The organism is Acinetobacter piscicola (assembly GCF_002233755.1).
GTDB classification, from domain to species: domain Bacteria; phylum Pseudomonadota; class Gammaproteobacteria; order Pseudomonadales; family Moraxellaceae; genus Acinetobacter; species Acinetobacter piscicola.
Genome location: NZ_NIFO01000001.1, coordinates 40,969 through 67,934, shown reverse-complemented (window position 1 = coordinate 67,934; position 26,966 = coordinate 40,969). Strand labels below are relative to the sequence as shown.

General features: G+C 38.4%; 20 protein-coding genes. 7 read left to right on the top strand and 13 right to left on the bottom strand.

Annotated elements, in window-relative coordinates; genetic code table 11:
- Positions 1-231: 231 nt before the first annotated feature.
- Positions 232-993, top strand: coding sequence for a 3-oxoacyl-ACP reductase (locus tag CDA10_RS05210; protein WP_089604419.1), 762 nt, complete (start codon positions 232-234; stop codon positions 991-993).
- A 90-nt stretch (positions 994-1,083) separates the two neighbouring features.
- On the opposite strand, the gene sucD is transcribed toward CDA10_RS05210, so the two are convergent.
- From sucD to sdhC, 9 genes are all read right to left on the bottom strand, one after another.
- Positions 1,084-1,974: a succinate--CoA ligase subunit alpha gene (gene sucD / locus CDA10_RS05205; RefSeq protein ID WP_089604418.1), complete on the bottom strand. Its 891-nt coding sequence runs from the start codon at positions 1,972-1,974 to the stop codon at positions 1,084-1,086.
- Between the two features lie 12 nt (positions 1,975-1,986).
- The gene (gene sucC / locus CDA10_RS05200) at positions 1,987-3,153 is read right to left on the bottom strand and encodes an ADP-forming succinate--CoA ligase subunit beta (RefSeq protein ID WP_089604417.1); all 1,167 of its coding nucleotides are present in this window, start codon (positions 3,151-3,153) and stop codon (positions 1,987-1,989) included.
- 164 nt (positions 3,154-3,317) lie between these two features.
- Entirely contained in the window at positions 3,318-4,754 is a 1,437-nt protein-coding gene (gene lpdA / locus CDA10_RS05195) for a dihydrolipoyl dehydrogenase (RefSeq protein WP_089604416.1), read from the bottom strand.
- A 129-nt stretch (positions 4,755-4,883) separates the two neighbouring features.
- The gene (odhB, locus tag CDA10_RS05190; RefSeq protein WP_089604415.1) at positions 4,884-6,095 is read right to left on the bottom strand and encodes a 2-oxoglutarate dehydrogenase complex dihydrolipoyllysine-residue succinyltransferase; all 1,212 of its coding nucleotides are present in this window, start codon (positions 6,093-6,095) and stop codon (positions 4,884-4,886) included.
- Positions 6,095-8,932 (bottom strand): 2-oxoglutarate dehydrogenase E1 component, encoded by a 2,838-nt coding sequence (locus CDA10_RS05185; RefSeq protein ID WP_089604414.1) that lies wholly within the window; start codon positions 8,930-8,932, stop codon positions 6,095-6,097. Before CDA10_RS05185 ends, odhB begins: the two co-directional genes overlap by 1 nt.
- A 577-nt stretch (positions 8,933-9,509) precedes the next feature.
- A complete protein-coding gene (locus CDA10_RS05180; protein ID WP_089604413.1) occupies positions 9,510-10,220 on the bottom strand; it encodes a succinate dehydrogenase iron-sulfur subunit in 711 nt (236 codons plus the stop codon).
- Between the two features lie 14 nt (positions 10,221-10,234).
- Entirely contained in the window at positions 10,235-12,133 is a 1,899-nt protein-coding gene (gene sdhA / locus CDA10_RS05175; protein ID WP_089604412.1) for a succinate dehydrogenase flavoprotein subunit, read from the bottom strand.
- Between the two features lie 12 nt (positions 12,134-12,145).
- Positions 12,146-12,511 (bottom strand): succinate dehydrogenase, hydrophobic membrane anchor protein, encoded by a 366-nt coding sequence (gene sdhD / locus CDA10_RS05170; RefSeq protein ID WP_089604411.1) that lies wholly within the window; start codon positions 12,509-12,511, stop codon positions 12,146-12,148.
- Positions 12,511-12,900: a succinate dehydrogenase, cytochrome b556 subunit gene (sdhC, locus tag CDA10_RS05165; RefSeq protein WP_213062847.1), complete on the bottom strand. Its 390-nt coding sequence runs from the start codon at positions 12,898-12,900 to the stop codon at positions 12,511-12,513. Before sdhC ends, sdhD begins: the two co-directional genes overlap by 1 nt.
- Before the next feature lie 1,077 nt (positions 12,901-13,977).
- Here sdhC and gltA point away from each other — a divergent pair.
- The gene (gene gltA, locus CDA10_RS05160) at positions 13,978-15,252 is read left to right on the top strand and encodes a citrate synthase (RefSeq protein ID WP_010112432.1); all 1,275 of its coding nucleotides are present in this window, start codon (positions 13,978-13,980) and stop codon (positions 15,250-15,252) included.
- Between the two features lie 158 nt (positions 15,253-15,410).
- Complete coding sequence (locus tag CDA10_RS05155; protein ID WP_089605160.1) at positions 15,411-17,213, top strand: aminopeptidase P family protein; 1,803 nt, start codon at positions 15,411-15,413, stop codon at positions 17,211-17,213.
- Between the two features lie 68 nt (positions 17,214-17,281).
- Here the strand turns inward: CDA10_RS05155 and CDA10_RS05150 are convergent, their stop codons facing one another.
- Positions 17,282-17,950 (bottom strand): YARHG domain-containing protein, encoded by a 669-nt coding sequence (locus tag CDA10_RS05150; protein ID WP_089604409.1) that lies wholly within the window; start codon positions 17,948-17,950, stop codon positions 17,282-17,284.
- Positions 17,951-18,265: 315 nt separating this feature from the next.
- Between CDA10_RS05150 and CDA10_RS05145 the strand changes: the two genes are divergently transcribed.
- Positions 18,266-18,946 (top strand): DUF2306 domain-containing protein, encoded by a 681-nt coding sequence (locus CDA10_RS05145; RefSeq protein ID WP_089604408.1) that lies wholly within the window; start codon positions 18,266-18,268, stop codon positions 18,944-18,946.
- A gap of 68 nt (positions 18,947-19,014) precedes the next feature.
- Here CDA10_RS05145 and CDA10_RS05140 read toward each other — a convergent pair whose 3' ends face one another.
- Genes CDA10_RS05140 through CDA10_RS05130 form a run of 3 tightly spaced genes read right to left on the bottom strand, consistent with a single transcriptional unit; the run spans position 19,015 to position 22,687 of the window.
- Positions 19,015-20,820, bottom strand: coding sequence for a flavin-containing monooxygenase (locus CDA10_RS05140; protein ID WP_089604407.1), 1,806 nt, complete (start codon positions 20,818-20,820; stop codon positions 19,015-19,017).
- Between the two features lie 17 nt (positions 20,821-20,837).
- On the bottom strand, positions 20,838-21,683 hold the full coding sequence (locus tag CDA10_RS05135; protein ID WP_089604406.1) for an SDR family NAD(P)-dependent oxidoreductase: 846 nt from the start codon (positions 21,681-21,683) through the stop codon (positions 20,838-20,840).
- A 47-nt stretch (positions 21,684-21,730) separates the two neighbouring features.
- Positions 21,731-22,687, bottom strand: a complete 957-nt coding sequence (locus CDA10_RS05130) for a metal-dependent hydrolase (RefSeq protein WP_089604405.1) — start codon at positions 22,685-22,687, stop codon at positions 21,731-21,733.
- Positions 22,688-23,092: 405 nt separating this feature from the next.
- On the opposite strand from CDA10_RS05130, the gene CDA10_RS05125 reads away from it, so the two are divergent.
- From CDA10_RS05125 to CDA10_RS05115, 3 genes are all read left to right on the top strand, one after another.
- A complete protein-coding gene (locus CDA10_RS05125; RefSeq protein WP_089604404.1) occupies positions 23,093-23,890 on the top strand; it encodes an alpha/beta fold hydrolase in 798 nt (265 codons plus the stop codon).
- A 536-nt stretch (positions 23,891-24,426) separates the two neighbouring features.
- Positions 24,427-24,927 carry a hypothetical protein gene (locus CDA10_RS05120; protein WP_089604403.1) on the top strand — a complete coding sequence of 167 codons (501 nt, stop codon included), beginning with the start codon at positions 24,427-24,429 and terminating at the stop codon, positions 24,925-24,927.
- A 409-nt stretch (positions 24,928-25,336) separates the two neighbouring features.
- Entirely contained in the window at positions 25,337-26,962 is a 1,626-nt protein-coding gene (locus CDA10_RS05115) for an NAD+ synthase (RefSeq protein ID WP_089604402.1), read from the top strand.
- The last annotated feature ends 4 nt before the right edge of the window (positions 26,963-26,966 follow it).

Here is a 26,966-nt window from a genome sequence, read left to right as displayed (position 1 = left end):
AATTATGATTTTAAATAAGATGGAGTCGTATAAATCAGTCAATTTCAGTGATCAGTCTTTAAATTGTCATCACTATTGTTTTTTTAAAGATTGTACAAACTCAGAATCCGCAGCTTTGTAAAAAATAACATACTGATTTTATGTAATATTTCAGCACCAGATAAACAAGAAAAAATATATTCATAATTAATGTTAAGATCAATATTCCCCTTTCAAAATTGAGTTTCAATTATGGAAATACGTGATCAAATTATTCTTGTCACTGGCGGTGCACGTGGCTTAGGACTGGCCATTACCCATGCACTGATTCGTGAAGGTGCTAGAGTTGTTGTGAACTATTTCAATAGTGAAGAATCTGCACAACAACTAGCAAAGGATCATCCAGATCAGGTTTTTATTTACAAAGCTGATATTACTGATGCTGAGCAAATTAAAACCATGTTTGCAAAAGCAAAAATGCATTATGGACACGCCATTACCTCAGTGGTCAACAATGCTTTGCTGTCTTTTAAATTTAACGGTGATCAACGTCCAAAAGTTGAAACTTTAAGCTGGACTAGCATGCAGCAACAATTAGACAGCGCTGTTAAAGCTGCATTAAACACGACTCAAGCCGCTTTAGATGACATGAAAAAAGATCACTTTGGGCGAATTATTAACATTGGAACGAATTTAGTTCAAAACCCTGTAGTGCCTTATCATGACTACACTGCTGCTAAAGCTGCGCTTTTGGCATTTACTCGTACAACTTCGCATGATTTAGGGCAATACGGTATTAATGTAAATATGGTGTCTGGCGGTTTGTTACGAAAAACGGATGCGAGTGATGCAACACCAGATCAAGTCTTTGACTTCATTGCAACATCGACACCACTTCAGCAAGTGACCACACCTGAACAATTTGCTGATGCTGTATTAATGTTTCTATCCCCATGGTCACGTGCGGTGACGGGTCAAAACTTAATTGTCGATGGTGGTTTAGTGAAAGGTTGATTTGCTTAAATCTTTTAAATGCTCATTCCAAAATAAAAAAATGGGAGTCAATTGACTCCCATTTCTGTATTTAATTTAAAACGCTAAGCTTTAAACTAAACCTTTACTTTTCAACAATTCATGCATAGTTGAACCAAGCTCAGCTGGGCTACGCGTGTAAGCCATTCCTGCTCTTTCAAATGCAGCGAATTTCTCTTCAGCAGTACCTTGACCGCCAGAAATGATCGCACCAGCGTGACCCATACGTTTACCTTTAGGCGCAGTTACACCCGCGATGTAACCCACTACAGGCTTAGTCACGTTAGATTTGATAAATTCAGCAGCTTCTTCTTCTGCTGTACCACCAATCTCACCGATCATGATGATCGCTTCAGTTTGTGGATCTTCTTGGAATAGTTTTAAGCAATCAATTTGGTTCATACCCGGAATTGGATCACCACCAATACCGATACACGTAGACTGACCTAAACCAAGCTTAGTCGTTTGAGCAACAGCTTCATACGTCAACGTACCAGAACGAGAGATAATCCCGATTTTACCCGGTTGATGAATATGACCTGGCATAATGCCGATCTTACATTCACCCGGTGTGATAATTCCTGGGCAGTTAGGGCCGATTAAACGTGCATTATTACCATACGTTTCAAGGTAACGTTTAGCTTTCAGCATGTCTAAAGTAGGTACGCCTTCTGTGATCACTACAATCAGCTCAACGCCTGCGTCAATTGCTTCAATTACAGAATCTAATACAAACGGTGCAGGTACGTAAATTGACGTTGCATTCGCACCTGTTTCTTTTACAGCTTCACGCATGGTATTGAAAACGGGTAAACCGATATGTGTTTGACCACCTTTACCCGGTGTTACACCACCCACAACTTTTGTACCGTATGCAATTGCTTGCTCAGAATGGAAAGTACCATTCTTACCCGTGAAACCTTGTACCAATACTTTTGTGTCTTTATTTACTAATACGCTCATGATTGATACTCCTTACGCTTTCACTGCAGCAACAATTTTTTCTGCGGCATCAGCTAAACCGTTCGCAGAAATTAATTTTAAACCTGATTCATCAAGTAATTTTGCACCTAACTCAGCATTGTTCCCTTCTAAACGAACAACCACAGGTACAGTCACATTTACTTCTTGAACCGCTGCAATAATTGCTTCTGCAATCATGTCACAACGTACAATACCACCAAAGATATTGATCAGAACGCCTTGTACAGAAGTATCAGAAAGAATAATTTTGAACGCTTCAATTACGCGGTCTTTGGTTGCACCACCACCAACGTCAAGGAAGTTTGCAGGCTGACCACCATACAATTTGATGATGTCCATCGTCGCCATTGCAAGACCAGCACCATTTACCATACAACCAATGTTACCTTCTAGTGCAACATAGTTCAGGTCAAATTCAGATGCTTTTAATTCACGCTCATTTTCTTGAGATTTATCACGCATTGCTGCGATCTCAGGTAAACGATACAACGCATTTGAGTCGATACCTACTTTGGCATCTACACACAAAATGTCGCCATTTTCACGAACTGAAAGTGGGTTGATTTCAAACAGAGCAAAATCATTGTCTACAAATGCTTTATATGCAGCAGCCATAATAGTTACAAATTGGCTGATTTGTTTATCTTTTAAGCCCAATTGGAATGCAACATCACGTGCTTGGAATGGAAGCAATCCAACCAATGGATCTACTTCTACTTTGATAATTTTTTCAGGAGTTTCTTCTGCAACTTTTTCAATTTCAACACCGCCTTCAGTCGATGCCATAAAAGTTACACGACGGCTAGAACGGTCTACAACCGCGCCAAGATATAATTCACGTTCTACAGGATAAACGTCTTCACAAACAAGAATGCTATTTACAGGTTGACCATTTGCATCTGTTTGATAAGTAACTAAACGAGTACCTAAGAGATTTTTTGCATATTCAGCTGCTTCTTCTTTCGATTTAACAACTTTTACACCGCCAGCTTTACCACGTCCACCAGCATGGACTTGTGCCTTCATGACAGCGAATTTACCTTCAATTTGATCAAAGGCAGCTGCTGCTTCTTCTGGTGTTGTAATCAAAATGCCTTCTTGAACTGGCATACCATATTTTTTTAACAGCGCTTTCGCTTGATACTCATGTAAATTCATTTTTTACCTTTTACTACTTTTCACATTGTTATGACACACCAACAATTAGACATCCATCTCTCTAATTCTTGGCATTTATTAAAATTTGTTCTTTTACCAGCAGATGACTATTCAACTTGAATAATCATTCAAAAAAGAGCGGTCGAAACCGCTCAATTTATATTTTATTTGCGTTTACGCTGAATTGCATGAATTGCACGTCCATCCACAGCAAGTGCTGCTTCATGAACCACTTCAGAATACGTTGGGTGACCAAAAGTCATCAATTGTAGATCTTCAACAGAAGATACAAACTCAAGTGCAATCATACCTTGGTGAACGATATCAGAAGCGCCTGGGCCAATAATATGCATACCCAATAAACGGTCAGTTTTTGCATCTGCAACAAACTTCACGAAACCAGCAGATTCATTTGCAGCTAAAGCACGACCATTTACAGCAAACGGGAATTGACCCGTTTTAACTTCGTGACCTTTTTCTTTAGCTTGCTCTTCAGTCAAACCAACCCATGCAGCTTCAGGGTGAGTATAAATCACTGAAATAATCGTGTCATAGTTGATTTGCGCAGCATGACCATGCATACGTTCAACAACCATTACACCTTCTTCCATTGCTTTATGTGCAAGCATCGGGCCACGTACTAAGTCACCAATTGCATATACGCCATCTACAGATGTCGCACACCAATCGTTTACATCAATAAGACCACGTTCAGTCAATTTAATGCCTGAATCTTCAGCCAATAGGCCTTCTGCATAAGCCTTACGACCTACACAAACGATCAACTTATCGAAAGTCTCAGTTTTGTCTTCACCAGCTTGGTTATACTGAACAGTCACTTCACGACCATTAATCTCAGTACCAGAAACTTTAGCACCAATACGGATATCTAAGCCTTGTTTAGTCAAAAGCTTTTGATAATCTTTCGCCAACGCTTTATCAGCCATTGGTAAGAATGTATCTAATGCTTCAAATACAACAACTTCAGAACCTAGACGACGCCATACAGAACCAAGCTCAAGGCCAATCACACCTGCACCAATCACACCAAGACGTTTAGGTATTTCTTGGAATTCTAATGCGCCTGTTGAATCAACAATTAAGTCTTCATCAACTTTAGCCACTGGAATATTTACAGGAACTGAACCCGTTGCAAGAATGACAAATTTAGGTTCTAAAACTTGAACATCACCACCATCTAATGGTGTAAATTCAACTTTTTTACCTGCAAGTAATTTACCAGTACCTTGTAACCATTCAATACCATTACCCTTAAGTAATTGAGCAACACCACTCGTCAAGTTGTCTACAACTTTGTCTTTACGAGCAAGAAGTTTTTGAAGGTCAAGTTGCACATTTTCAACTGTGATACCGTGAACATCTAAGCCATGAAGTGTATCTTCATAATGATGTGAAGAATCAAGCAGTGCTTTAGAAGGGATACAACCTACGTTTAAGCAAGTACCACCTAGAGATGGTTTACCTTTGTGCACACGCTTTTCAATACATGCAACTTTAAAACCAAGCTGAGCAGCACGAATCGCTGCTTCATAACCACCTGGACCACCGCCGATTACAACAAGATCAAACTGTTGAGACATTTTTATCTCCATTTTTATCTCCCCTAACCCTTCTTTAAAAAGGAAATATTCACAAATCTTAGAACCGATATGACTCGTAAAGATCCCCCTCTGACAAAGGGGGACTTAGGGGGATTCTTAAGTATTAAATTATAGGTCAAGGATAAGTTTAGCTGGCTCTTCAAGTAACTCTTTAACTGTTACCAAGAAACCTACAGCTTCTTTACCATCAATCATACGATGGTCATAAGAAAGCGCTAAATACATCATTGGAAGAATTTCAACTTGACCATTTACAGCCATAGGACGCTCTTGGATTTTGTGCATACCTAAAATTGCAGTTTGTGGTTGGTTCAAAATTGGAGTCGAAAGCAATGAACCGAAAGTACCACCATTGGTAATCGTGAATGTACCACCTGTCATATCTTCGATAGACAATTTACCTTCACGTGCTTTACCTGCATAAGCAGCAATACCAGACTCAACTTCAGCATAGTTCATACGGTCTGTATCACGTAATACAGGAACCACTAAACCACGCTCAGAAGAAACTGCAACACCGATGTCATAATAACCGTGATAAACAATATCATCACCATCAATTGAAGCATTTACAGCTGGATAACGTTTAAGCGCTTCAGTTACTGCTTTAACAAAGAATGACATGAAGCCTAAACGAGCACCATGACGTTTTTCGAAAGCATCTTTATATTGCTTACGCATTTCCATTACTGGCTTCATGTTCACTTCGTTAAACGTAGTCAACATTGCAGTTTGCTGAGTTGCAGCAAGCAGACGCTCAGCAACACGCTTACGTAAACGTGTCATTGGAACGCGTTTTTCAATACGTTCACCAACAGCTACGCTTAATGGCGTTACATTTGCAGCTGGTTTAGCTTGATGATTTGCAACATCTTCTTTCGTAATGCGACCACCACGACCAGTACCATCTACATCAGATGCAGCAATACCGGTTTCAGTTAAAGCTTTACGTACTGCAGGCGCTTGATCTTGTACTTGAGCACGTTCTACAACAGGTGCAGCACCCGCTTCAGTTTGAGCAGCAGCTTGTTCAACTTTTTGTTCGCTTTGAACAGATTGAGTTTGAGCCGCGCCAGAAACAGCACCTTCCTCAAAAGTTGCAATCACTTCAGAAGAAAGAACCGTATCTCCTTCATTTTTGATGATTGCAGAAATCGTACCGTCAGCAGGAGCGACAACCTCTAAAACGACTTTATCTGTTTCAATATCACAGATCACTTCATCACGTGAAACTGCTTCACCTGGTTGTTTGTGCCAAGTTGCAATTGTTCCGTCAGCAACTGACTCTGGAAATACCGGTGCTTTAATTTCGGTTGCCATTATTTAGTTTCTCCTGATTGATCAGCTACGATCGCAAGTGCGTCATTCACGAGCTGAGCTTGTTGTTTTGCATGTAAATATGGTGAACCACAAGCCGGTGCAGCAGAAGCATCACGACCTGCGTAACTAATGCGAATTTGTTTGCCAGAACTCATTATACCTTCATATAAACGAGGTGCGATGAATAACCACGCGCCTTGGTTTTTCGGTTCTTCTTGACACCAAACAAGCTCTTGAATGTTTGGATAAGTCGCGAGAACTTCAGCAATACGTTGTTCTGGGAATGGATACAATTGTTCAACACGTACAATTGCAATATTCAAGTTTTGCTCACGACGTTTTTCAAGTAAGTCGTAATAAACCTTACCACCACAAAGCACTAAACGCGTTACGTCAGCTTTGTTGATTTGATCCACTTCATCAATCACAGTTTGGAATGTACCCGTTGCAAGCTCTTCCAAAGTAGAGGTTGCTAATTTGTGACGGAGTAATGACTTCGGTGAAGTGATGATCAATGGCTTACGAATTGGACGAATCGCTTGACGACGCATGATATGGAAAATCTGCGCAGGCGTAGTCGGTGTAACCACTTGCATATTGTCTTCTGCACAAAGCTGTAAGAAACGCTCTAAACGTGCTGAAGAATGCTCAGGACCTTGACCTTCATAACCATGTGGAAGAAGTAATGTTAGACCACAAACACGTTCCCATTTAGTCTCACCAGATGAAATGAACTGGTCAATAACAACTTGCGCACAGTTTGCGAAGTCACCAAATTGAGCTTCCCAAATGATTAAACTTTTTGGCAATGTCGTTGCATAACCATACTCAAAAGCAAGTACCGCCATTTCTGACAATAATGAGTCATAAACTGCAGTACGTGGCTGATTTTCTTTGATATGACACAATGGGATATAAACAGAACCATCAACTTGGTTATGTAATTTGGCATGACGATGTGAGAACGTACCACGACCAACGTCTTCACCAGTCAAACGAACCAAATAACCATCATCAAGGATCGTTGCATACGCTAAAACTTCTGCAGCACCCCAGTTTAATGGCATTTCACCCGTTTGCATTTTCAAACGATCATCGATCACTTTTGAAACTTGACGTTGCATAACGAAGCCTTCAGGAAGCTCACGCATTTTTACGCCAAGCTCTTTCAAGCGCTCAATTGGGAACGTTGTATCCCAAACATCTGTATAGTCATGACCTAAATAAGGTGCCCAATCTACAAACATTTTTTCATTTGGTTCAAGAACCAAAGCATTCGCAACATGATTACCTGCTTCAAGGTCTTCACGATACTTTTCAACTAAAGCATCTGCGTCAGCACGATCTAATATTTTCTGTTGTACTAACTGATCTGCATAAAGCGTACGAGTAGTCGCTTTTTTATTGATCACTTGATACATCATTGGTTGAGTTGCTGCTGGTTCGTCTGCTTCGTTATGACCACGACGACGATAACAGAACATATCAATCACAACATCTTTACGGAATGTATGACGGAAATCATGTGCCAATTGAGAAACAAATAAAACAGCTTCTGGATCATCACCATTCACATGAAAAATAGGTGCCTGAATCATTTTCGCAATGTCAGTACAGTATTCTGTAGAACGCGCATCACGTGGATCAGATGTTGTAAAACCAACTTGGTTGTTTACAACAATATGCACTGTACCACCGACGGTATAACCACGCGTTTGCGACATTTGGAAGGTTTCTTGGTTTACACCTTGACCTGCAAATGCTGCATCACCATGCACAATGATTGGCAATACATCATCACCACCAATATCTTTACGACGTACTTGACGAGCACGTACAGAACCTTCAACTACAGGCCCTACGATTTCTAAATGCGATGGGTTAAATGCCAATGCTAAGTGAACTTCGCCACCTGCAGTCATCACATTTGAAGAGAAACCTTGATGGTACTTAACGTCACCTGAACCTTTTTTGGCTAATGTTTTACCTTCAAACTCACCAAATAAGTCAGCAGGGTTTTTACCCATAATGTTGACAAGTAAGTTTAAACGACCACGGTGTGGCATACCAATCACGACTTCTTTACAACCTACAGCACCTGCACGTTGAATCAGTTCGTTAACCATTGGAATGAAAGATTCACCACCTTCCACACCAAAACGTTTTGCACCAACATATTTATTGCCGAGGAATTTTTCCAAACCTTCAGCAGCAGTTAGACGCTCAAGCACATGTTTCTTTTGATCTGCAGTGAAACCGAATTGACCACGCGCACTTTCAAGGCGTTGTTGAATCCAGCGTTTTTCTTTGGTATCAACAATATGCATATACTCAGTACCAATAGAAGCACAATATGTTGCTTCCATTGCATTGACCATTTCGCCTAAAGTTGCTTCAGATTTACCAATCGCAAGATTCCCTGCATTAAATACAGTGTCTAAATCCGACTTGGTTAATCCATGTGCTGCAAGATCTAAATCAGGTACATCTTCGCGCTTAGCCAAACCCAGTGGATCAAGCTTTGCTTTTTGATGACCACGGTTACGGTATGCAGCAATCAGTTGTAACACACCAATTTGACGACGTTCGTGCTCAGTGCTCACTTCACTTTGTACAACAGGCTGAATACGACTTGAATTACGACCTAATAATAAGAATTGCTCACGAATATTTCCGTGTGGTTGATCACCTTTAGGGAATTTATCGAAATATTGACGCCAATCCTCACCTACTGAGGTTGGAGAAGAAAGGTACTGTTCGTAAAGCTCTTCAATATACGCTGCACTATCAGCGGAAAGTTCAGTGTCAAGACGCAGTGCGTCAGCAACTTCTTGCATTTGTGGACCCATTTCCTATTGCAAAAAACATTACAGGATGCCTTTTAAGCACTCCCATGATTAATCATGCCAAATCGGTAAATTGACATTCACCCCATTAGGTACTAGTGACCATAGGGCGTTATAAACATTAGCTTTTACTAATGCATACAATGAATCATAACACCCTCAATGGCATCATTACTCACATATACCCAACCGCAGTTGAGCAATTTTTTGCAAATCGACTTAGAAAAAACAAAAATTGGGTTTGTTTTGTCTAAAGCGACTCATCAGATAAATTTATCATATTATTTATAAACTGATCTGAATCAAAGTTATGTAGATAAAATGTACCAAAATATTGGACGTTTTTTACATATATTCATTTGTTAAATGCTAACATGAACTACAGCTTGAATTGATTTTTTTGACACATACCACTTATAACTTGGCGAAATACATACAAGAAATAATCAAATATCATTCAAATATTTTATATAAAAAATCGATCTATCAAATCGCTATTACCGATCTTTTTTAAAATCATAAAAAAAAGAGCGCACATCAAATGATATACGCTCTTTTTTTCACTATATTAACCCGCTTGGTCGAGCAACATGCTACGGATATGACCGATCGCTTTTGTTGGGTTCAAACCTTTAGGACATACAGACACGCAGTTCATAATTCCCTTACAACGGAACAATGAGAACGGATCATCAAGACGTGATAAACGATCTTGAGTCGCTGTATCACGTGAGTCAATAATGAAACGATATGCATTTAACAATGCTGATGGACCTAAGAATTTATCAGGATTCCACCAGAATGATGGGCATGAAGTTGAACAACATGCACATAAAATACATTCATAAAGACCATTTAAATGATCACGCTCTTCTGGAGACTGTAAACGCTCCTTTGGTGGCGCAGGCTGATTATTGATTAGGAATGGTTGAATTTTGTCATACTGATCGTAGAACTGATTCATATCCACAACTAAATCTTTAACCACTGGTAAGCCCGGTAATGGACGAATCACGATTTTTTCAGGTAAATCGTTTAAGTTCCATAAACAAGCAAGACCATTTTTACCATTGATGTTCACACCATCCGAGCCACAAATACCTTCACGGCATGAACGACGGAATGTTAATGACTCATCTTGTACTTTTAATGCAAGAAGTGCATCAAGCAACATACGATGCTTATCAGTCAATTCAAGTTTAAAAGTTTGCATGTACGGTGCTTTATCCTTATCAGGATCATAGCGGTAGATTTCGAATGTACGAGTGCCTCTACTCATCTTTATTCTCCCAATTAGAATGTACGTGGCTTAGGTTCAATAGCTTCTACAGTCAACGGGCTGTAACGTACTGGTTTATATTCAAGGTGATTATCGCTTGAATACCACAAAGTATGCTTCATCCACTCATCATCACGACGACCATAAGAGTATGTCGGATGATCTGCAGGCAATTCATAATCAACTACTGTATGCGCACCACGACACTCTTTACGAGCAGCAGCAGAAATCAAGGTTGCTTTAGCAACTTCATACAAGTTTTCAACTTCCAAAGCCTCAACACGAGCTGTGTTAAACACTTTAGACTTGTCTTTTAAGTAGATGTTACGAACACGTGGCTCAATCGCAAGAATCTGCTTAACACCTTCATCAAGCAATGCTTGAGTACGGAATACACCAGCGTGATCCTGTACGATGTCACGAATTGCGTCTGCAACTTCTTGAGCATTTTCACCAGAAGTCGAATCATCTAGATGACGAATACGCTTCATAGTATTAACCAATGCATTGGTAGGAACTGGCGTGTACTCATCACCATGATGCTTAGTCACATAATCAATGATATGCTCACCAGCAGCTTTACCAAATACCACTAAGTCAAGTAACGAATTTGTACCTAAACGGTTTGCACCATGTACAGATACGCAAGAACATTCACCAATTGCATAGAAACCTTTAACTGGTTTCGTATAATTCATTTTGCCATTGGTTGTATATTCTTTCGTATTTTGATCATAACCCGCATGGAAACCAGCTTCGTTGGCTTCAAACTCAGGAACAACCACTTGACCATGAATGTTCGTTGGAATACCACCCATTTGATAATGGATTGTTGGTACAACTGGAATCGCTTCTTTCGTGATATCTACGTTTGCGAATTTTTTACCAATCTCAAATACAGATGGTAAACGTTTCATAATCGTATCAGCACCTAAGTGAGTCATATCAAGAAGGATATAATCACCTTTAGGACCACAACCACGACCTTCTTTGATTTCTTGGTCCATAGAACGTGATACGAAGTCACGTGGAGCCAAATCTTTCAAAGTTGGAGCATAACGCTCCATGAACGGTTCGCCGTCTTTGTTACGAAGGATTGCACCTTCACCACGACAACCTTCAGTTAACAATACGCCTGCACCCGCAACACCCGTTGGGTGGAACTGCCAGAATTCCATATCTTGTAATGGAATACCCGCACGAGCTGCCATACCAAGACCATCACCAGTATTGATATATGCATTTGTAGATGCACGGTAAACACGACCCGCACCACCTGTAGCAAACAATGTTGCTTTGGCTTGGAATACTGCGATTTTACCCGCTTCTTGGTCAATTGCAGTTACACCAATTACTGTGCCTTCATCATCACGGATCAAATCAAGTGCGATCCATTCAACGAAGAATTGCGTCCCCATTTTCACATTGCTTTGATAAAGCGTATGAAGAAGTGCGTGACCTGTACGGTCAGCAGCAGCACATGCACGTGGAACAGCTTTTTCGCCATAGTTTGCAGAGTGACCACCAAATGGACGTTGGTAAATTGTACCATCCGCATTACGGTCAAAAGGCATACCCATGTGTTCTAATTCATAAACAACTTTAGGTGCTTCACGACACATAAACTCGATTGCATCTTGGTCACCTAACCAGTCAGAACCTTTTACTGTGTCATAAAAGTGATAGTGCCAATTATCGTCTTGCATATTACCAAGAGATGCACCAATACCACCTTGTGCCGCAACAGTATGAGAACGTGTTGGGAATACTTTAGTAAGGACAGCAACTTTCAAACCAGCTTGAGCAAGTTGATAAGAAGCACGCATACCTGAACCACCGCCACCCACGATAACTGCATCGAAAGCTTGGCTTGGAATATTTGAATAATCTTCTTTAGGGGTTATAGCGCCCATGACATCTTCCTATCAATTCGCCCAAAAAATCTGGATTGCCCAGATCGCATATGCAATAACAGCAATAATCACTGCTGATGTTAATACAATGCGTAAACCTGAAGCTGAAGGACCCATCTGACGAGTAGTCACATAATCTGTAAATACTTGCCACATACCAATCCAAGCATGCGCAACAAGCGATAAGACTGCCAATAAAGATAAAATCTTCATCGGTAGAGTCATCATAAAGCCGTTCCATTGTTCAAAGCTGAATCCACCATTACAAAGAATCCAACCCAATACCACAACAGTATAAACAGCTAAAATAACAGCACTAACACGTTGGATATACCAATCGCGTGAACCTGAACCCGTTAAACCTGTAGCACTTTTCATTAGAGAACAATCCATACAAATGATGCGATTACAGCGATCACAGCCAAGATTAATGCGATAGTTGCTGCTACGCGGCCACTTTGAAGCTCTTCTGCAAAACCAAGGTCTGCAAGTAGGTGTTTAATACCCATAATAAAATGGAATAATAAGCCAGCGACAAATACCCATACAACAAAGCGAACAATGAAACCACCAAAGATAGCTTGAACTTGAGCAAAACCTTCAGGCGAAGACAAAGATTTGTCTAATAGCCACAAAAGTACCGGTACGAGTAAAAATACGATGACACCTGATAGACGGTGTAAAATTGATGCAATAGCCACAGGGGATTTTAAGTTTACGTCTAAAACTTGACCCATGGACAAATTGACAGGTCTGTTGCTTTTCACAGCGGGCATCCTGTAAGTAAAAACTCCATCCGGAGTTTGTTGGAATTAATTCGAAGGAAAGCTAGCATTGTCAGACAAAATCAATTGCCTGAACTTTAAACGACACTGAATTATAAAACGTCAACTGTCAAAACACAAACAATCAAAATTAGCTTTTTCTTTAAAAACCACTCAAATAAGAATCATTTACGTTAATTTCACAATTAATCCATACCTCCTACGCAATCATTCCCTAGCTATCTCTTTATTTTTTATAGGATTAGACGGAAAATTTTCTATACATAATTGCAATTTATATTATTTTACTAAATTTAGACTAAAGCACGAGGTTACGGACAAAAACGTCCTAATATTTTTCATTCCATTTTGTTTATTATTTATTTCTTTTTTGTTTGTATTCTATACCAAACATGTTTTTTGAAAATGATCCTTTATTTCTATTTTTAATATTCAATATTTTGTCTAATGATTTAACGCAGTCGATTTTAATAAGAAAGAACAACTTAGTGTGTGAATAATGAATGTATAACATATCGTTTTTTGCACAATTTGATTAAAACAAAAGCAATTTAATTATTAATTTTCGCTGGATTTGATTATTTTTTAAACTGACAATTTGATTATTTAAACTATTTTTTAATCAGTTAATCATTAAAATGAAAATAAATATTTCAACAATCATATTGACTATTTTCCAACTCATTTACAGTGCGGAATGTATGTAAGCTATGATATTTATATGATTTTAATATTGTCATTTGATTTTTTTCAAATTACAAAAGCACCGCAATAAGGGTGAAAAATATTGTTTATGACCCAAGCATTCTAATTATTTTTCTGCACCTTCTCTAGAATTTCCCTTATTATACTGACCGACACTGAAATGCGATGCTCAATTTAGTCTCCTTTTGGCAACTAACTTACCGTTGAAACGTCATTTTTTCATCCATAAGTATAATTGACAAAATTTTAGTGCTCATTAAGCTTATTAGCTAATCTCGACTCGTCTAATTCGCACATTAAAATATGATTATGCGACATTAGATACAACATTCACCAGGACAGGAGATCTATTGAATGTCTGAAGCAACTGGCAAAAAAGCCGTATTACAGCTTGATGGCAAAGAAATTGAATTACCAATTTACAGCGGCACATTGGGCCCAGATGTAATCGACGTTAAAGATGTATTGGCCTCGGGTCACTTTACTTTTGATCCTGGTTTTATGGCTACTGCTGCTTGCGAGTCTAAAATTACATTTATCGATGGTAACGAAGGTGTCCTTTTACACCGTGGTTATCCTATCGCTCAATTGGCGACTCAAGCAGACTACTTAGAAACTTGCTACTTGTTGTTAAATGGTGAGCTTCCAACTGCTGAACAAAAAACTGTATTTGATGCAAAAGTTCGCAATCACACTATGGTTCACGACCAAGTAAGCCGTTTCTTCAATGGTTTCCGTCGTGATGCTCACCCTATGGCGGTGATGTGTGGTGTTGTTGGTGCGCTTTCTGCGTTCTATCACAATGGTTTTGACGTTGAAAATGTTGACCACCGTGAAATCACTGCAGTTCGTTTAATTGCTAAAATTCCAACACTTGCTGCTTGGACTTATAAATATACAATCGGTCAACCATTTGTATACCCACGCAATGACTTGAACTACGCTGAAAACTTCTTGTACATGATGTTTGCTACTCCAGCAGACCGTGACTATAAAGTTAACCCTATTCTTGCTAAAGCAATGGATCGTATCTTTACGCTTCATGCTGACCACGAACAAAATGCGTCTACGTCTACAGTACGTTTAGCGGGTTCTACTGGTGCTAACCCATACGCATGTATCGCTGCGGGTATTGCTGCACTTTGGGGACCTGCTCATGGTGGCGCGAACGAAGCTGTTCTTAAGATGCTTGATGAAATCGGCACTGTAGAAAACGTTGCTGACTTCATGGAAAAAGTGAAAACTAAAGAAGTTAAACTTATGGGCTTCGGTCACCGAGTTTATAAAAACTTCGATCCACGTGCGAAAGTAATGAAAGAGACTTGTGACGAAGTGCTTAGCGCACTTGGTATCAACGATCCACAGCTTGAGCTTGCGATGGAACTTGAACGTATTGCGTTGTCTGACGAATACTTCATCAAACGTAACTTATACCCTAACGTAGACTTCTACTCAGGTATCATCCTTAAAGCGATTGGTATCCCGACTGAAATGTTTACTGTAATTTTCGCTCTTGCTCGTACTGTTGGTTGGATCAGCCACTGGTTAGAAATGCACAGCGCACCTTACAAAATCGGTCGCCCTCGTCAGCTTTATACTGGCGAAGTTCAACGCGATATCAAACGTTAATTCGTTTTTCGCAGATCGAATAAAAAAACCACCCTCTTGGGTGGTTTTTTATGAGAAATTTAAATTAAAACATCACAAATTCCAAAGAACATGCATAGAATAACAACAGTATTAAAAAACCAATTCCAATCGGTTCAAATTATAGAAGTTAAATGAAAATGAACAGCAAACATTCGCTCGAAAAACTTGAATTATTACGTGCTCAAATGCAACAACATCATATCGATGCATTTGTTGCCATGAGTGCAGATCCACATATGTCAGAATACTTACCTGATTACTGGAAAGTCCGTTTGTGGCTGACTGGATTTACAGGCTCTGTAGGCACAATTGTGATTACCCAAGACTTTGCTGGTTTATGGGTCGATGGACGTTACTGGGTTCAAGCGGAACAGCAATTACTCAATACGGGTTTTGTTTTGCAGAAGCAAACAGCTGAAGAATCTTCAACTCACTTGGCATGGCTTACAAAAAACTTGGCAAAAAATGCGCAAATTTCTGTGAATGGTCAAACAATTTCTGTACAGCAATTCGATGCACTCAACCAAATTGCCAAACAAAACCATTTTCGAATTGAAACACAGCTCGATTTAATTGATGCAATTTGGGTTGATCGCCCTGCTCTGCCTGCAGATACTATTTGGCAAATGCATTCTGATTTAAACGCTCAGACTCGTTTAGAAAAAATTTCACATATTCGTAAAGCATTACGTGAAAAAGATGCATCAGCTCATTTTATTTCTGCACTGGATGACATTGCATGGATCTTCAACTGCCGAGGAAGTGATGTTGAATATAACCCTGTGTTCTTGGCACATTTATTTATAGATCAAAATCGCACTGTACTTTTTATTGATGCAGCAAAACTTTCAACTGAGCTAAAAGCACAGTTCAATGATGAACACATTGAAATACAAGCATACAACCAAACTCAGAACTTTTTAATCCAACTCAAAGATCAACATGTTTTAATTGACCCTGCAAAAGTTTCAATTTTACATGCGCAAACAATCACACAACATAATCAACTAATTCAAGATATTAACCCAAGTACTTTATTTAAATCACAAAAACATGAATCGGAAATTGCGCATGTTCGAAATGCTATGCAAAAAGATGGTGTTGCACTGTGCCATTTCTTTCATTGGTTAGAGACCGCATTAAAAATGCAACAACCGATCAATGAACTCGATATTGATGAAAAAATCACAGCATTTCGCGCACAACAAGCAGGATTTATTGGCTTAAGCTTCTCTACAATTGCAGGCTTTAATGCCAATGGCGCACTTCCGCATTATCGAGCGACAGAAGAAAGCTTTAGTGAAATTCAAGGTGATGGTCTACTACTAATAGATTCAGGTGGTCAGTATGAAGATGGTACAACAGACATTACTCGTGTCGTACCGATTGGCCAGCCAAGCGCGCAGCAGAAGCGTGATTACACACTTGTTTTAAAATGCCATATCGCATTGGCACAAACCGTTTTTCCTGAAGGTATCGCTGCACCATTATTAGACGCAATTACTCGTCAAACGCTTTGGAAGCAAGGTTTAGATTATAGACATGGTACGGGTCATGGCGTTGGCTATGCGCTGAATGTACATGAAGGCCCACAAGTTATTTCTTATTATTCGCCTGCAACAATCTATACAAAACTGCGTAAAGGTATGATTACTTCAAATGAACCTGGGTTATACCATGAAGGAAAATATGGCATTCGTATTGAAAATCTAGTCGTGAATCAACCTAAAGTGTTTCAAGATCAAACTTATGGTGATTTCCTAGAATTTGAAACGCTCACACTTTGCCCAATTGACCAAAATTGTATTGTTTTAGATTTATTATCCAATGATGAAAAAGCTTGGTTAAACCAATATCACCAAATGGTTTGTGAACGTTTATCCCCTGACTTAAAAGGTGAGGTTTTAACGTGGTTAATCAATAACACTCAACCGATCTAATATTTTATTTTCATATAGCCAAGGACATAAATTAAACATTTATGTCCTTCATATTCACCAAAACCCAATTAACGCCCCCACTCCATTTTCGCCATATACGGGCGTACTTTTTTAATGCGTTGAATATTGGTTTTTTCTATCTGAGTCAATTGATTTTCCACATTGGTACTGCATGGCATATACCAATCATAATCTGCAAAATTAGTAGCAATCTCTTTATTCGCAAATGAATAACCATGACGTGCGTAAATTTCATTACGCATCCAATCAAGCTCTTCTGCTGGAATTTGTAAATCATCATCTTTTAGCAAACGTTGTGACCCAACAGCATAATCGCCCACATCACGCTGATAACGACATTGTTGCGGTTTTAAATCAAAATACTTGGGTTTAACTTTAGCTGTGCTCGATTCCCAACTCGACTCTAAAACATTTGGTTGTTTTGAATTGGCAATAAAAGTAAATGTTCCGCTACTCGCCTTTGGGCCATTTTCAATTGCAGTAATTTTATAGCCCTGTGAAGTTGCCTGAACTTTACCAGTAAAATTCTGCTTATTTTTACCTAGAATACTGTAACCTTTCACTTGATTACGATCGATAGATTGGATGAATACCCCTATTTTCTGCTCATCGTATTTTCCAGTCCAAGACTTTTGTAATTGCTGTATCTCTAAAGCATAAACATGCTGTACCAGCAAAGCACTCATACCCAGCATAGTCATAGCGAATTTTTTCATTGTTTTTCCTATTTTATTGATGCGTTATTGTGTTTAATTTTAATTGAAATAAAAACTTTATGAATCAATCAAAATGTAAAGATTTTCAATCATCTGATCGATCAGAAATTTTGAATGTTTTAAATTCGTAGCGATCTTTTCGCTTTAATGACACATAGATTATCTTGAGAAATCATTCATGGATTGACCTAAATTTGCAAATATTGTGCAATCACCCTCTTTGATCCCAAGGCTTTAAAAGATTGACAATAAAACAATTGGTTTAATAAACACTTTGATTATAATTTTCCTATAAAAATTTAAACTTGGTCGCAGATGGATAAAACAAAAACTTCATATCGATACATCACATTTAATATTGTTATTTTCATGTTCTATACATATCTGTGTTTTCTTATGGTGAAAATTTGCATTGCTTATTTTCCATGGAATACTGAACAACACTTTCTTCTGCTTAAACAAGATGTTGTGAATACTCAACCATGGCAATTTGCTTTTAAAGTACATGTGATCACCAGTAGCTTTGCATTAATTGCTGGATTTACCCAATTCTTTCAAATGTTTAGAAATCGTTATCCACGCATTCATCGACTCAGTGGCTGGCTTTACATCATCACGATTTTGTTTTTTGCCTTACCCAGCGGTTTTATATTAGCGCTTTCTGCTGCGGGTGGAACAGTCACTCAAGTGAGTTTCATTTTGCTCAGTCTATTGTGGGGATTCAGTACTGTATTTGCCTTAAGAGCAATATTCAAAAAACAATGGTTCATACATCGAGATTGGATGATCCGCAGTTTTGCACTGAGTTTATCTGCACTTAGCTTACGTTCATGGAAAATGATTTTATATGAATTACAACCTTATTTTGATTGGCTTAGCCCTGTTCACATTTACCAACTTGAATCATGGTTAGGATGGGTGGTTAATTTATTGATTGCAGAATTGATTATTTTTAGACTTTATCAAAAACGCAAACAAATAATACCCGTAAACTAGGGGTGTAAATCCTCTGCAACTCTCCTTTAAAAAGGAGAGTGTTTTAGAGAATAACTGATCGTCCTAGATTAGGACGCTGTATCGTAATGTTTCAAATCCAATGCTTTGAGTTGACTCTTCAATTGTTTCAACGACCAAGGCCATGCCGCAAAATTACGACCATTCTCATCCAAATAATAAGACTTGCAGCCGCCCGCATTAAATACGGTGCTTTGTAGCTGCTTTTGTACTTTGATATTGTGTTTACGAATCACTTCTTTTTTGATCTCAAAACGAGTGAATTTCAAATCACGCATTTTCAATAGACCATTCACAATATAGCCAATCTGCGCTTCTGCAATACCAATAAATGAATCATAAACAAGAATATTTGGCCCTAAAACAAGGAATGCATTGGGAACTTTTTCAATACTTGCACCTAAATATGCTTCAGGAGAACTACCTTTCCAACGCTCAGCAAGCGTTTGACCCGTTGTGTCATAAACTCGCTTACCGATAGGCGGATGCGAAACTTCAAATCCAGTTCCCCAAATGATCACATCAACCTCATGTCGTTCTCCATTTGCTGAAATCACAGTATTGCCATCAATTTCAACGAGACCGTGTGGAATCAAATTGACGTTGTCTTGCTGTAGTGCTGGATAATAATTATTGGCGAACAATAAACGCTTACAACCAATGGCAAAGTTTGGAGTGACATTCTTACGTAATTGATCATCATTAATTTGCAATTTCAACAACTGTTTACTGAGAAAACTAATCGGTTCGAGCACTTTTGGATGACGTAATCCGAAATTAATACCATTTAAAATTTGTGCAATACTATTGCGCCAAGTCTGTTGAATGATTGGAAATTTAGCCACAATCTGCTTAGCTCTATCATTCAGCTCCATATCTGCCTTCGGCAATACCCACGGTGCAGTTCGTTGAAATACGTGTAATTGTTTAACTTGCGGTTGGACTTGTGGAATAAATTGAATCGCCGATGCACCCGTGCCGATCACTGCAACACGCTTATTGGTCAAGTCATAATCATGATTCCAACGTGCTGAGTGGAACATTTCTCCTTTAAAGGTTTCGATTCCTTTTAGTTTTGGCATAGACGGTTCAGTGATCGGGCCTGTGGTAAACAGTACCGTTTTCGCTTGATATTGCCCTTTAGAGGTTTCTAAATTCCAGATATGTTTTGCTTCATCCCACTTCGCACTCATTAATTCATTATTAAATTCAATCTTCTCCCCTAAATCATATTTCTCAACCACTTCTTCTAAATAGCTGAGAATTTCAGGCTGCTTCGCAAATAAATGACTCCATTTATGACTTGGCGAAAATGAGAATGAATACAACGCTGAAGGTACATCGCAACCACAACCCGGATAGTTATTATCACGCCAAGTACCACCTACACGACTGGCTTTTTCGAGTACGATATAATCCTGATAACCCGCTTGCTGCATTTTATACGCTGCTGCAATTCCTGAAATACCCGCACCAATCACAATGCTGTCATAGGTATGCACAGGAATATCCGCTTGTGTTTCAAGTGCTTTTTTATTGGCAGTTTTAGCAGCAGTTTGAGTCGTACTTTTAGCCCTTACCGTTGCTTGGCGTTTTGTTTTCTGTACCGATTTATTTTGAGGTTCAACTTTAATCTCTGCTTTTGCTACACTTGATTTAACGCTTTTAGCTTCATCATTTTGTGCTTCGGCTTTTTTTACTTCAATGCTTTTTGCTTCGAGGTTTTTAAGTTCTACACTTTCAGGTTGAGTGACTTGTTTAATTTCTTCAACTGTTGTTTGAGTTGTTGATTGCTTGGACTTTTTTTCAGCCTTACTGTCGTCCAACAAAGTGTCTAAAGTTGCTTGCGTATTCATATCGTTCTACTCAACTCTTATTTTACGTACTTATTAAATAACGGATAACCAATCCCCAATGCTTTTGCATATAACGATGGGGAAGCACGCTTCATCATCCAAAACAACTTTGCGTCAGGTTGCGGAATGGTATATAGCTTGTCTGCATCTAAAGAATTCAACGTTTTAATCGCCACTTTATCACTGGTGATAAATGCATGATTCATCAGTAAATCATCAGCAAGTCCTGCATAATGCTGAGGTAAACGTCCATTTTTCATAATATTTGTAGGCACTAAGGTTGGACACAGGACGTTGACACGAATCTGATCTTGACGTAATTCAGCAGATAGCGTTTCTGAAAGTGCCAACACACTAGACTTCGTCACGTTATAAGCAGTCATTTCAGGTGCAGCGGTATAGCCTGCTGCCGATGCAACATTAATGATGGCACCATAACCTTGCTGCTTAAACTTAGGCACAAAATAGTGGCAACCGTGTATCACGCCCCACAAATTAACATGCATACACCATTGCCAATCGTCTAATGAAACCTCATCAAACTTTCCACCTAAACCCACGCCCGCATTATTGATCAGCAAAGTTACTGGATGATCCATCAACTTTTCAGCATTTTCAGCCAAAGCTTGCACTTGCTCTTTTATTCCAACATCGCATTGCACTGCAAATGCTTTGCGCTGAGTTTGTGAAGTAATTAGATTGACCGTTTCTTGTGCTGCATCTAAGTTAATGTCTGCACAGACGATTGTTCCTCCACGCTTTGCCAACTCCATAGCAAAACTGCGTCCAATACCACTTCCCGCACCTGTGACAACGGCATAAGCATTTTGGCTAGGTTTACGTTTTTTAGAAAAAATTCCCATGATTTAAATCCATTTATGATTAATTTTGTAGGCTTAATTGATCAGTTTTACACACGTAAAGCAGGTGTAAATTCCTTGGTTAAATATGGGGTAAGTAAACCCGTTTCAGGATGCAGTAATTTCTCTTTGTAATATTCTAAAAATGCTGTTGTATCGTGATCATTAGGATGAAAATCAGGGCGTAAATAATCAAAAATATGCTTTAAACTGCTGCCATAAACACCATCTTTTAAGCCAAAAATAAGCTGAAAGCTATGTGGCATCTCTTTCCAATAACGTAAACTAATCATGTTTTTAGGATTGCGATAAAACGGAACCAATAATGATGCGATAGAAATCAACACTAAAATCGTGATCAGTGCAGGGAAAAATCCAGCAATACGCAATGCATAACTATTCGACAATGACTGAAAAACATCAAAGGCAATATCCTTATGTTCTGACTCTTCAAGCATATGCCACATCCAAATTGCACGTTGCTTTTCATCTTGTGAACGGAAGAATACCTCTTCGTGATTCATCATGTATTCAGCCAATACTGCAGTGAAATGTTCAATACCCGCCATCAAGGACAATTTCATAGGTTGTGGCAAGCGGTTAAATCCATAGTCAAATGCCCAACCGGCCCACACTCGAAATAATTTCACAGGCAAATCTTTTTCAATAAAGGCATCATTCAATTCTTCATGCATTTTTGAATGAATCGCTTCTTGACCGATCAATGAAGTTACACGCTGTTTTAATAATGGATCTGTAATGAAATCACGATGATAACGTGCTGTATCAATCACAAGATCTTCACCACGGGTCAAAAAAATCGACAATGAGGCAAAGTAGGCACTGGCCAATTCCGCATCCAAATAAAATTTGTGATCTAATTTTGCTGGATCAAAATCAAACTTCATATGACGAATAGGAATGATTGGAGATTGTTTTTCCAAACTGAACGGTGCAGCAGCAAAGAATTTGGCCGCTGCTTTTTTTAATGGCTTGGTGAGTCGCATGATAAATACTCTTTATTCGTTTATGGGAAATCTTTTTTCTGAATAAAACGCAACATCAAATTCAGAATCTGGATCGCCTTTTGAGTAAAAAAACTACTGTGATATAAAGAAATTAAGGCATGCTGTGACAATAACGATTAGCATTTAAGGTCAATCGGTTTGCAATTTATGACTATTTCACTGAACTGTCTGACAATTATTCTTGCAGATTGCCCCTACTGATAAGGAATGACCCAAGAGGATAATTTCACCACTTGAAGCCTTCAATTTGAAGTCTTAAAAATTGATACAAAAACAAAAAAATGACCCACGAGAACAATGTATTCAATTCAGTTCACTTGAAAAGTGATTTGAATACTGGCTATGTTGACTTTCAATCATATTTAACAACACATACGGTCAATTATGAAAATTGCAGAATTATGGGTAGCGCTTCAATCTCAGCCAGACTTGCAACTTTATGTCAAAACATGGACGCCAGAGCAATTGCAAACTGCTACACCGATTATTCTGCTACATGATTCTCTAGGCTCTGTAGAACTTTGGCGAGACTTCCCTAAACAGCTTGCTGAAATAACGCAGCGTCAAGTGATTGCCTATGATCGTTTAGGTTTTGGACAATCTTCTGCAAATCCCCAAAATTTGGATATTGATTTTGTTGCGAAAGAAGTAAGTTCTGCTTTTGCTGAAATTTTAGAAAAGCTTAAAATTAAAGAATTTATTGTAATGGGGCATAGTGTTGGTGGTGGTATGGCGGCATGTTGTGCAGCACAACATGCTTCACAATGTAAAGCATTAATCACCATGTCTGCTCAAACAATGGTTGAAGAGCTGACGCTTTCAGGCATCCGTGAAGCAAAAATCATGTTTCAACAAATACAACAATTTGATCGTCTGAAAAAATATCATGCTGAAAAAGCGCAGTGGGTTTTAGATGCATGGACCGAAACATGGTTATCTGATGAATTTAGAACATGGCAATTGGATGATTATTTAAAACGAGTACACTGCCCTTTATTGGTGATTCACGGTGAATTAGACGAATATGGATCATTGGCACAACCACAACGTTTTATTGATTGTAGTTCTGGTTTAACACAAATGAACATTATTTCAGGTGCGCATCACATGCCTCATAAAGAGCAACCTGCACTGGTTTTAAGCATCATCCAAACATTTTTAAAGCAACAAATGATCGCTTGAATCTAACTAACCTGAGTTCGGGATAAGATATACTCCCAACTATATGATACGCGGAAACGTCAGTCGCATTGTTCGAGGCATGAGGAATATATTCCGCAAGATCTGTAATATACTGTTTTTGCAATATATTAGATACTTAATAGTATCTGTCGAGTTGGCGACTGACAAATGGTTTGCCTACTTTTCCCGAAAGCCTTGCGAGGTAATACCTCTCAGGTCGAACCTGAACAAGATTGAAATATATTTCAAGCGAAGTGCAAGACGAAGTGGGTTAATCCTTGCATTTGATTTAAATGGTAAGACTCTGCTGTGCCTGATCAATCTTTTCAATAACTTACATCAAAGTTTATCCCGAACTGACGTTAACTATCATTGCGCTTAGTTTTTGATTAGACTGTCTAAAACAGCTTCTATGTCGCTAATAACAAGTTGATCACTTAGCTTTCATTAAAAGTCTTCTTCAACACAACATTTAAAGTAAAGATAAATAGAATGATCCTATATCTATGTTTTAAATGTTTAAATGGTCTAATTTCATGTTGAATTTGCTTCCATTCTTTATTCGTATATTTAAATTGGATCAATTTAAAGTACGTGCGTTGACGGATGGTGAAATTCAAATCAGTCAAACTGTGTTTGGTAATTTAATTGATTACGCAAAAGTTAAAGTCTTAAACCATCCTTATCTGCCGTGGCAACCTATTGGAATTTTAATGGCACCAAATGGTTATATTCACTTAAAAGATGCTGATTATTGTGAAGATTTTTCCTGTCAGAGCCTAGCCTACCAAGCTATTTTCATTCATGAAATGGCGCATATTTATCAACATCAACGCCATGAAAATGTGTTATTAAAAGGCGCTATTTTACAAACAGCACTGTATTTAACTGGTGGAAAATATAATCCTTATCACTACACTTTGATCAAAGGTAAACAATACTTTGATTACAACATTGAACAACAAGGTGATATTGCTAGAGATATCTATTTAAAACGAATTGAAAATATTATTTTGAATCAGCCAATTTCAGAATAAATATCTATATCAATAACAAGAAATGTATAGCCATACTTAAAGCACTACAAATAAATGTGAATTAAATCACAAATTAAAAACCGACTGTTTTCATTCCGTTACATAGCATCAAAATAATTGAAAAATAACTGGTTTCTGTTGAAAAAATGCACTACATTCGTGCTGTCAATAAGGGTGTTTTGAATAAACTTGAGGAATGACTAGCTTCTCACTTGTTTTTAGTTAAAATACCCAATATCTGAAATTTTTGCATTGCAAGAAAATAAAGATTTTTTAATCATTGATGATGATTTTATAGTTTCGCCATTTGGCAATTTTTGTGTCTAGTATATGCACATGTTGAATAACTATATTTTTAAAAATCAACTAAATGCATGTAATTACCCTATTGGAATAGGATTTGGTTTAAATGAAAAGTTTTAAAATTGCACTTGCGCAATTCTCTCCGTCTGTTGGTAATATTGAATCTAATGTTCAAAAGATGATTGAACAGGCCAATCAAGCTAAAAAGCAAAACGCTGAAATTATTGTTTTTCCTGAACTTTCTACTCTAGGCTATCCAGCAGAAGATTTACTTCTTCGCCCAAGTTTAGCGAAACGTACAGTTCAAGCTTTTGAGCAACTCGCAACTGTAAAAGATATTGTCATGGTCTTTGGTTTTGTAAACCTTGCCGAAGATGGTCATCGTTATAACTCAGCAGCAGTCATGAAAGATGGTCAAGTACTGGGTGTCTATAACAAACAAAACTTGCCAAATTACAGTGTTTTTGATGAGAAACGTTATTTTAACGAAGGACATCAACACCTTGTATTTGAATACTTAGGTCACAAGTTTGGTGTATTGATTTGTGAAGATATTTGGTCGCTCACAACCGTTCAACAACTTGCTCAACTCAATGTTGAAAGTGTATTGGTACTCAATGCATCACCTTATGAGGTCGGTAAGCCACAACACCGTATTACCACTTTAAAAGAATTAGCAAAACAATTAAATGTACATGTGGTTTATGCAAACCAAGTGTGTGGTCAAGATGACTTGATTTTTGATGGTACAAGCTTTGTCATCAATAATTCAGGTGATGTCGCATTCCAAGCACCAAGTTTTAAAGAAGACTTGTATGTTGTAGATTATCAAGTTGAGCAAAAAGCTTACCAAGTCATTGAATCTGCACCGCCTTTAGATACTATGGCTGAAATCTATCAATCATTAGTTTTAGCAACACGTGACTATGTACAACATTCAGGTTTTTCAGGTGTAATCTTGGGTTTATCTGGTGGGATTGACTCAGCTTTAACACTTGCCATTGCCGTTGATGCGATTGGCGCTGATAAAGTACAAGCGGTGATGATGCCTTATACCTACACTTCACAAATTAGTGTAGAAGATGCAACTGAACAAGCTAAACGTATGGGTGTAACATTTGGTATTGCCGAAATTCACCCAATCGTGAATAGCTTCATGCAAACACTCTATCCATTCTTTGGCAATGCACCTGCGGACACGACTGAAGAAAATCTTCAAGCTCGTGCACGTGGTACATTACTGATGGGCTTGTCAAATAAGTTTGGAAATTTAGTGCTCGCTACAGGTAATAAATCTGAACTTTCAGTGGGTTACTGCACACTTTATGGTGACATGGTGGGTGGCTTTGCTGTATTGAAAGATGTTTATAAAACCATTGTTTTTGAATTGGCAAAATATCGTAATAGCATTGCTGAAACACCTGTAATTCCTGAGCGTGTTATCAGTCGCCCACCTTCAGCAGAACTTCGTCCAGATCAAAAAGACCAAGACTCTTTACCTGCTTATGATGTTCTTGATGCTATTCTTTATGCTTATATTGAAGAAGACCAAAGCCAAGAAGACATCATTGCCAAAGGTTTTGAGCGTGAAGTGGTTGAAAAAGTTATTGGTCTAGTTGATCGTAATGAATATAAACGCCGCCAAGGCTCAATTGGCCCACGTATCAGCTCACGTGCATTTAGCCGTGAACGCCGTTACCCAATCGTGAATGGCTGGAAAGCAGGTATATAAATCT

Excerpts from the sequence above, each read along its gene's own strand:
- CDA10_RS05210 (WP_089604419.1), top strand. The coding sequence starts at position 232 with ATGGAAATACGTGATCAAATTATTCTTGTCACTGGCGGTGCACGTGGC.
- sucD (WP_089604418.1), bottom strand. The coding sequence starts at position 1,974 with ATGAGCGTATTAGTAAATAAAGACACAAAAGTATTGGTACAAGGTTTC.
- sucC (WP_089604417.1), bottom strand. The coding sequence starts at position 3,153 with ATGAATTTACATGAGTATCAAGCGAAAGCGCTGTTAAAAAAATATGGT.
- lpdA (WP_089604416.1), bottom strand. The coding sequence starts at position 4,754 with ATGTCTCAACAGTTTGATCTTGTTGTAATCGGCGGTGGTCCAGGTGGT.
- odhB (WP_089604415.1), bottom strand. The coding sequence starts at position 6,095 with ATGGCAACCGAAATTAAAGCACCGGTATTTCCAGAGTCAGTTGCTGAC.
- CDA10_RS05185 (WP_089604414.1), bottom strand. The coding sequence starts at position 8,932 with ATGCAAGAAGTTGCTGACGCACTGCGTCTTGACACTGAACTTTCCGCT.
- CDA10_RS05180 (WP_089604413.1), bottom strand. The coding sequence starts at position 10,220 with ATGAGTAGAGGCACTCGTACATTCGAAATCTACCGCTATGATCCTGAT.
- sdhA (WP_089604412.1), bottom strand. The coding sequence starts at position 12,133 with ATGGGCGCTATAACCCCTAAAGAAGATTATTCAAATATTCCAAGCCAA.
- sdhD (WP_089604411.1), bottom strand. The coding sequence starts at position 12,511 with ATGAAAAGTGCTACAGGTTTAACGGGTTCAGGTTCACGCGATTGGTAT.
- gltA (WP_010112432.1), top strand. The coding sequence starts at position 13,978 with ATGTCTGAAGCAACTGGCAAAAAAGCCGTATTACAGCTTGATGGCAAA.
- CDA10_RS05155 (WP_089605160.1), top strand. The coding sequence starts at position 15,411 with ATGAACAGCAAACATTCGCTCGAAAAACTTGAATTATTACGTGCTCAA.
- CDA10_RS05150 (WP_089604409.1), bottom strand. The coding sequence starts at position 17,950 with ATGAAAAAATTCGCTATGACTATGCTGGGTATGAGTGCTTTGCTGGTA.
- CDA10_RS05145 (WP_089604408.1), top strand. The coding sequence starts at position 18,266 with ATGGATAAAACAAAAACTTCATATCGATACATCACATTTAATATTGTT.
- CDA10_RS05140 (WP_089604407.1), bottom strand. The coding sequence starts at position 20,820 with ATGAATACGCAAGCAACTTTAGACACTTTGTTGGACGACAGTAAGGCT.
- CDA10_RS05135 (WP_089604406.1), bottom strand. The coding sequence starts at position 21,683 with ATGGGAATTTTTTCTAAAAAACGTAAACCTAGCCAAAATGCTTATGCC.
- CDA10_RS05130 (WP_089604405.1), bottom strand. The coding sequence starts at position 22,687 with ATGCGACTCACCAAGCCATTAAAAAAAGCAGCGGCCAAATTCTTTGCT.
- CDA10_RS05125 (WP_089604404.1), top strand. The coding sequence starts at position 23,093 with ATGAAAATTGCAGAATTATGGGTAGCGCTTCAATCTCAGCCAGACTTG.
- CDA10_RS05120 (WP_089604403.1), top strand. The coding sequence starts at position 24,427 with ATGTTGAATTTGCTTCCATTCTTTATTCGTATATTTAAATTGGATCAA.
- CDA10_RS05115 (WP_089604402.1), top strand. The coding sequence starts at position 25,337 with ATGAAAAGTTTTAAAATTGCACTTGCGCAATTCTCTCCGTCTGTTGGT.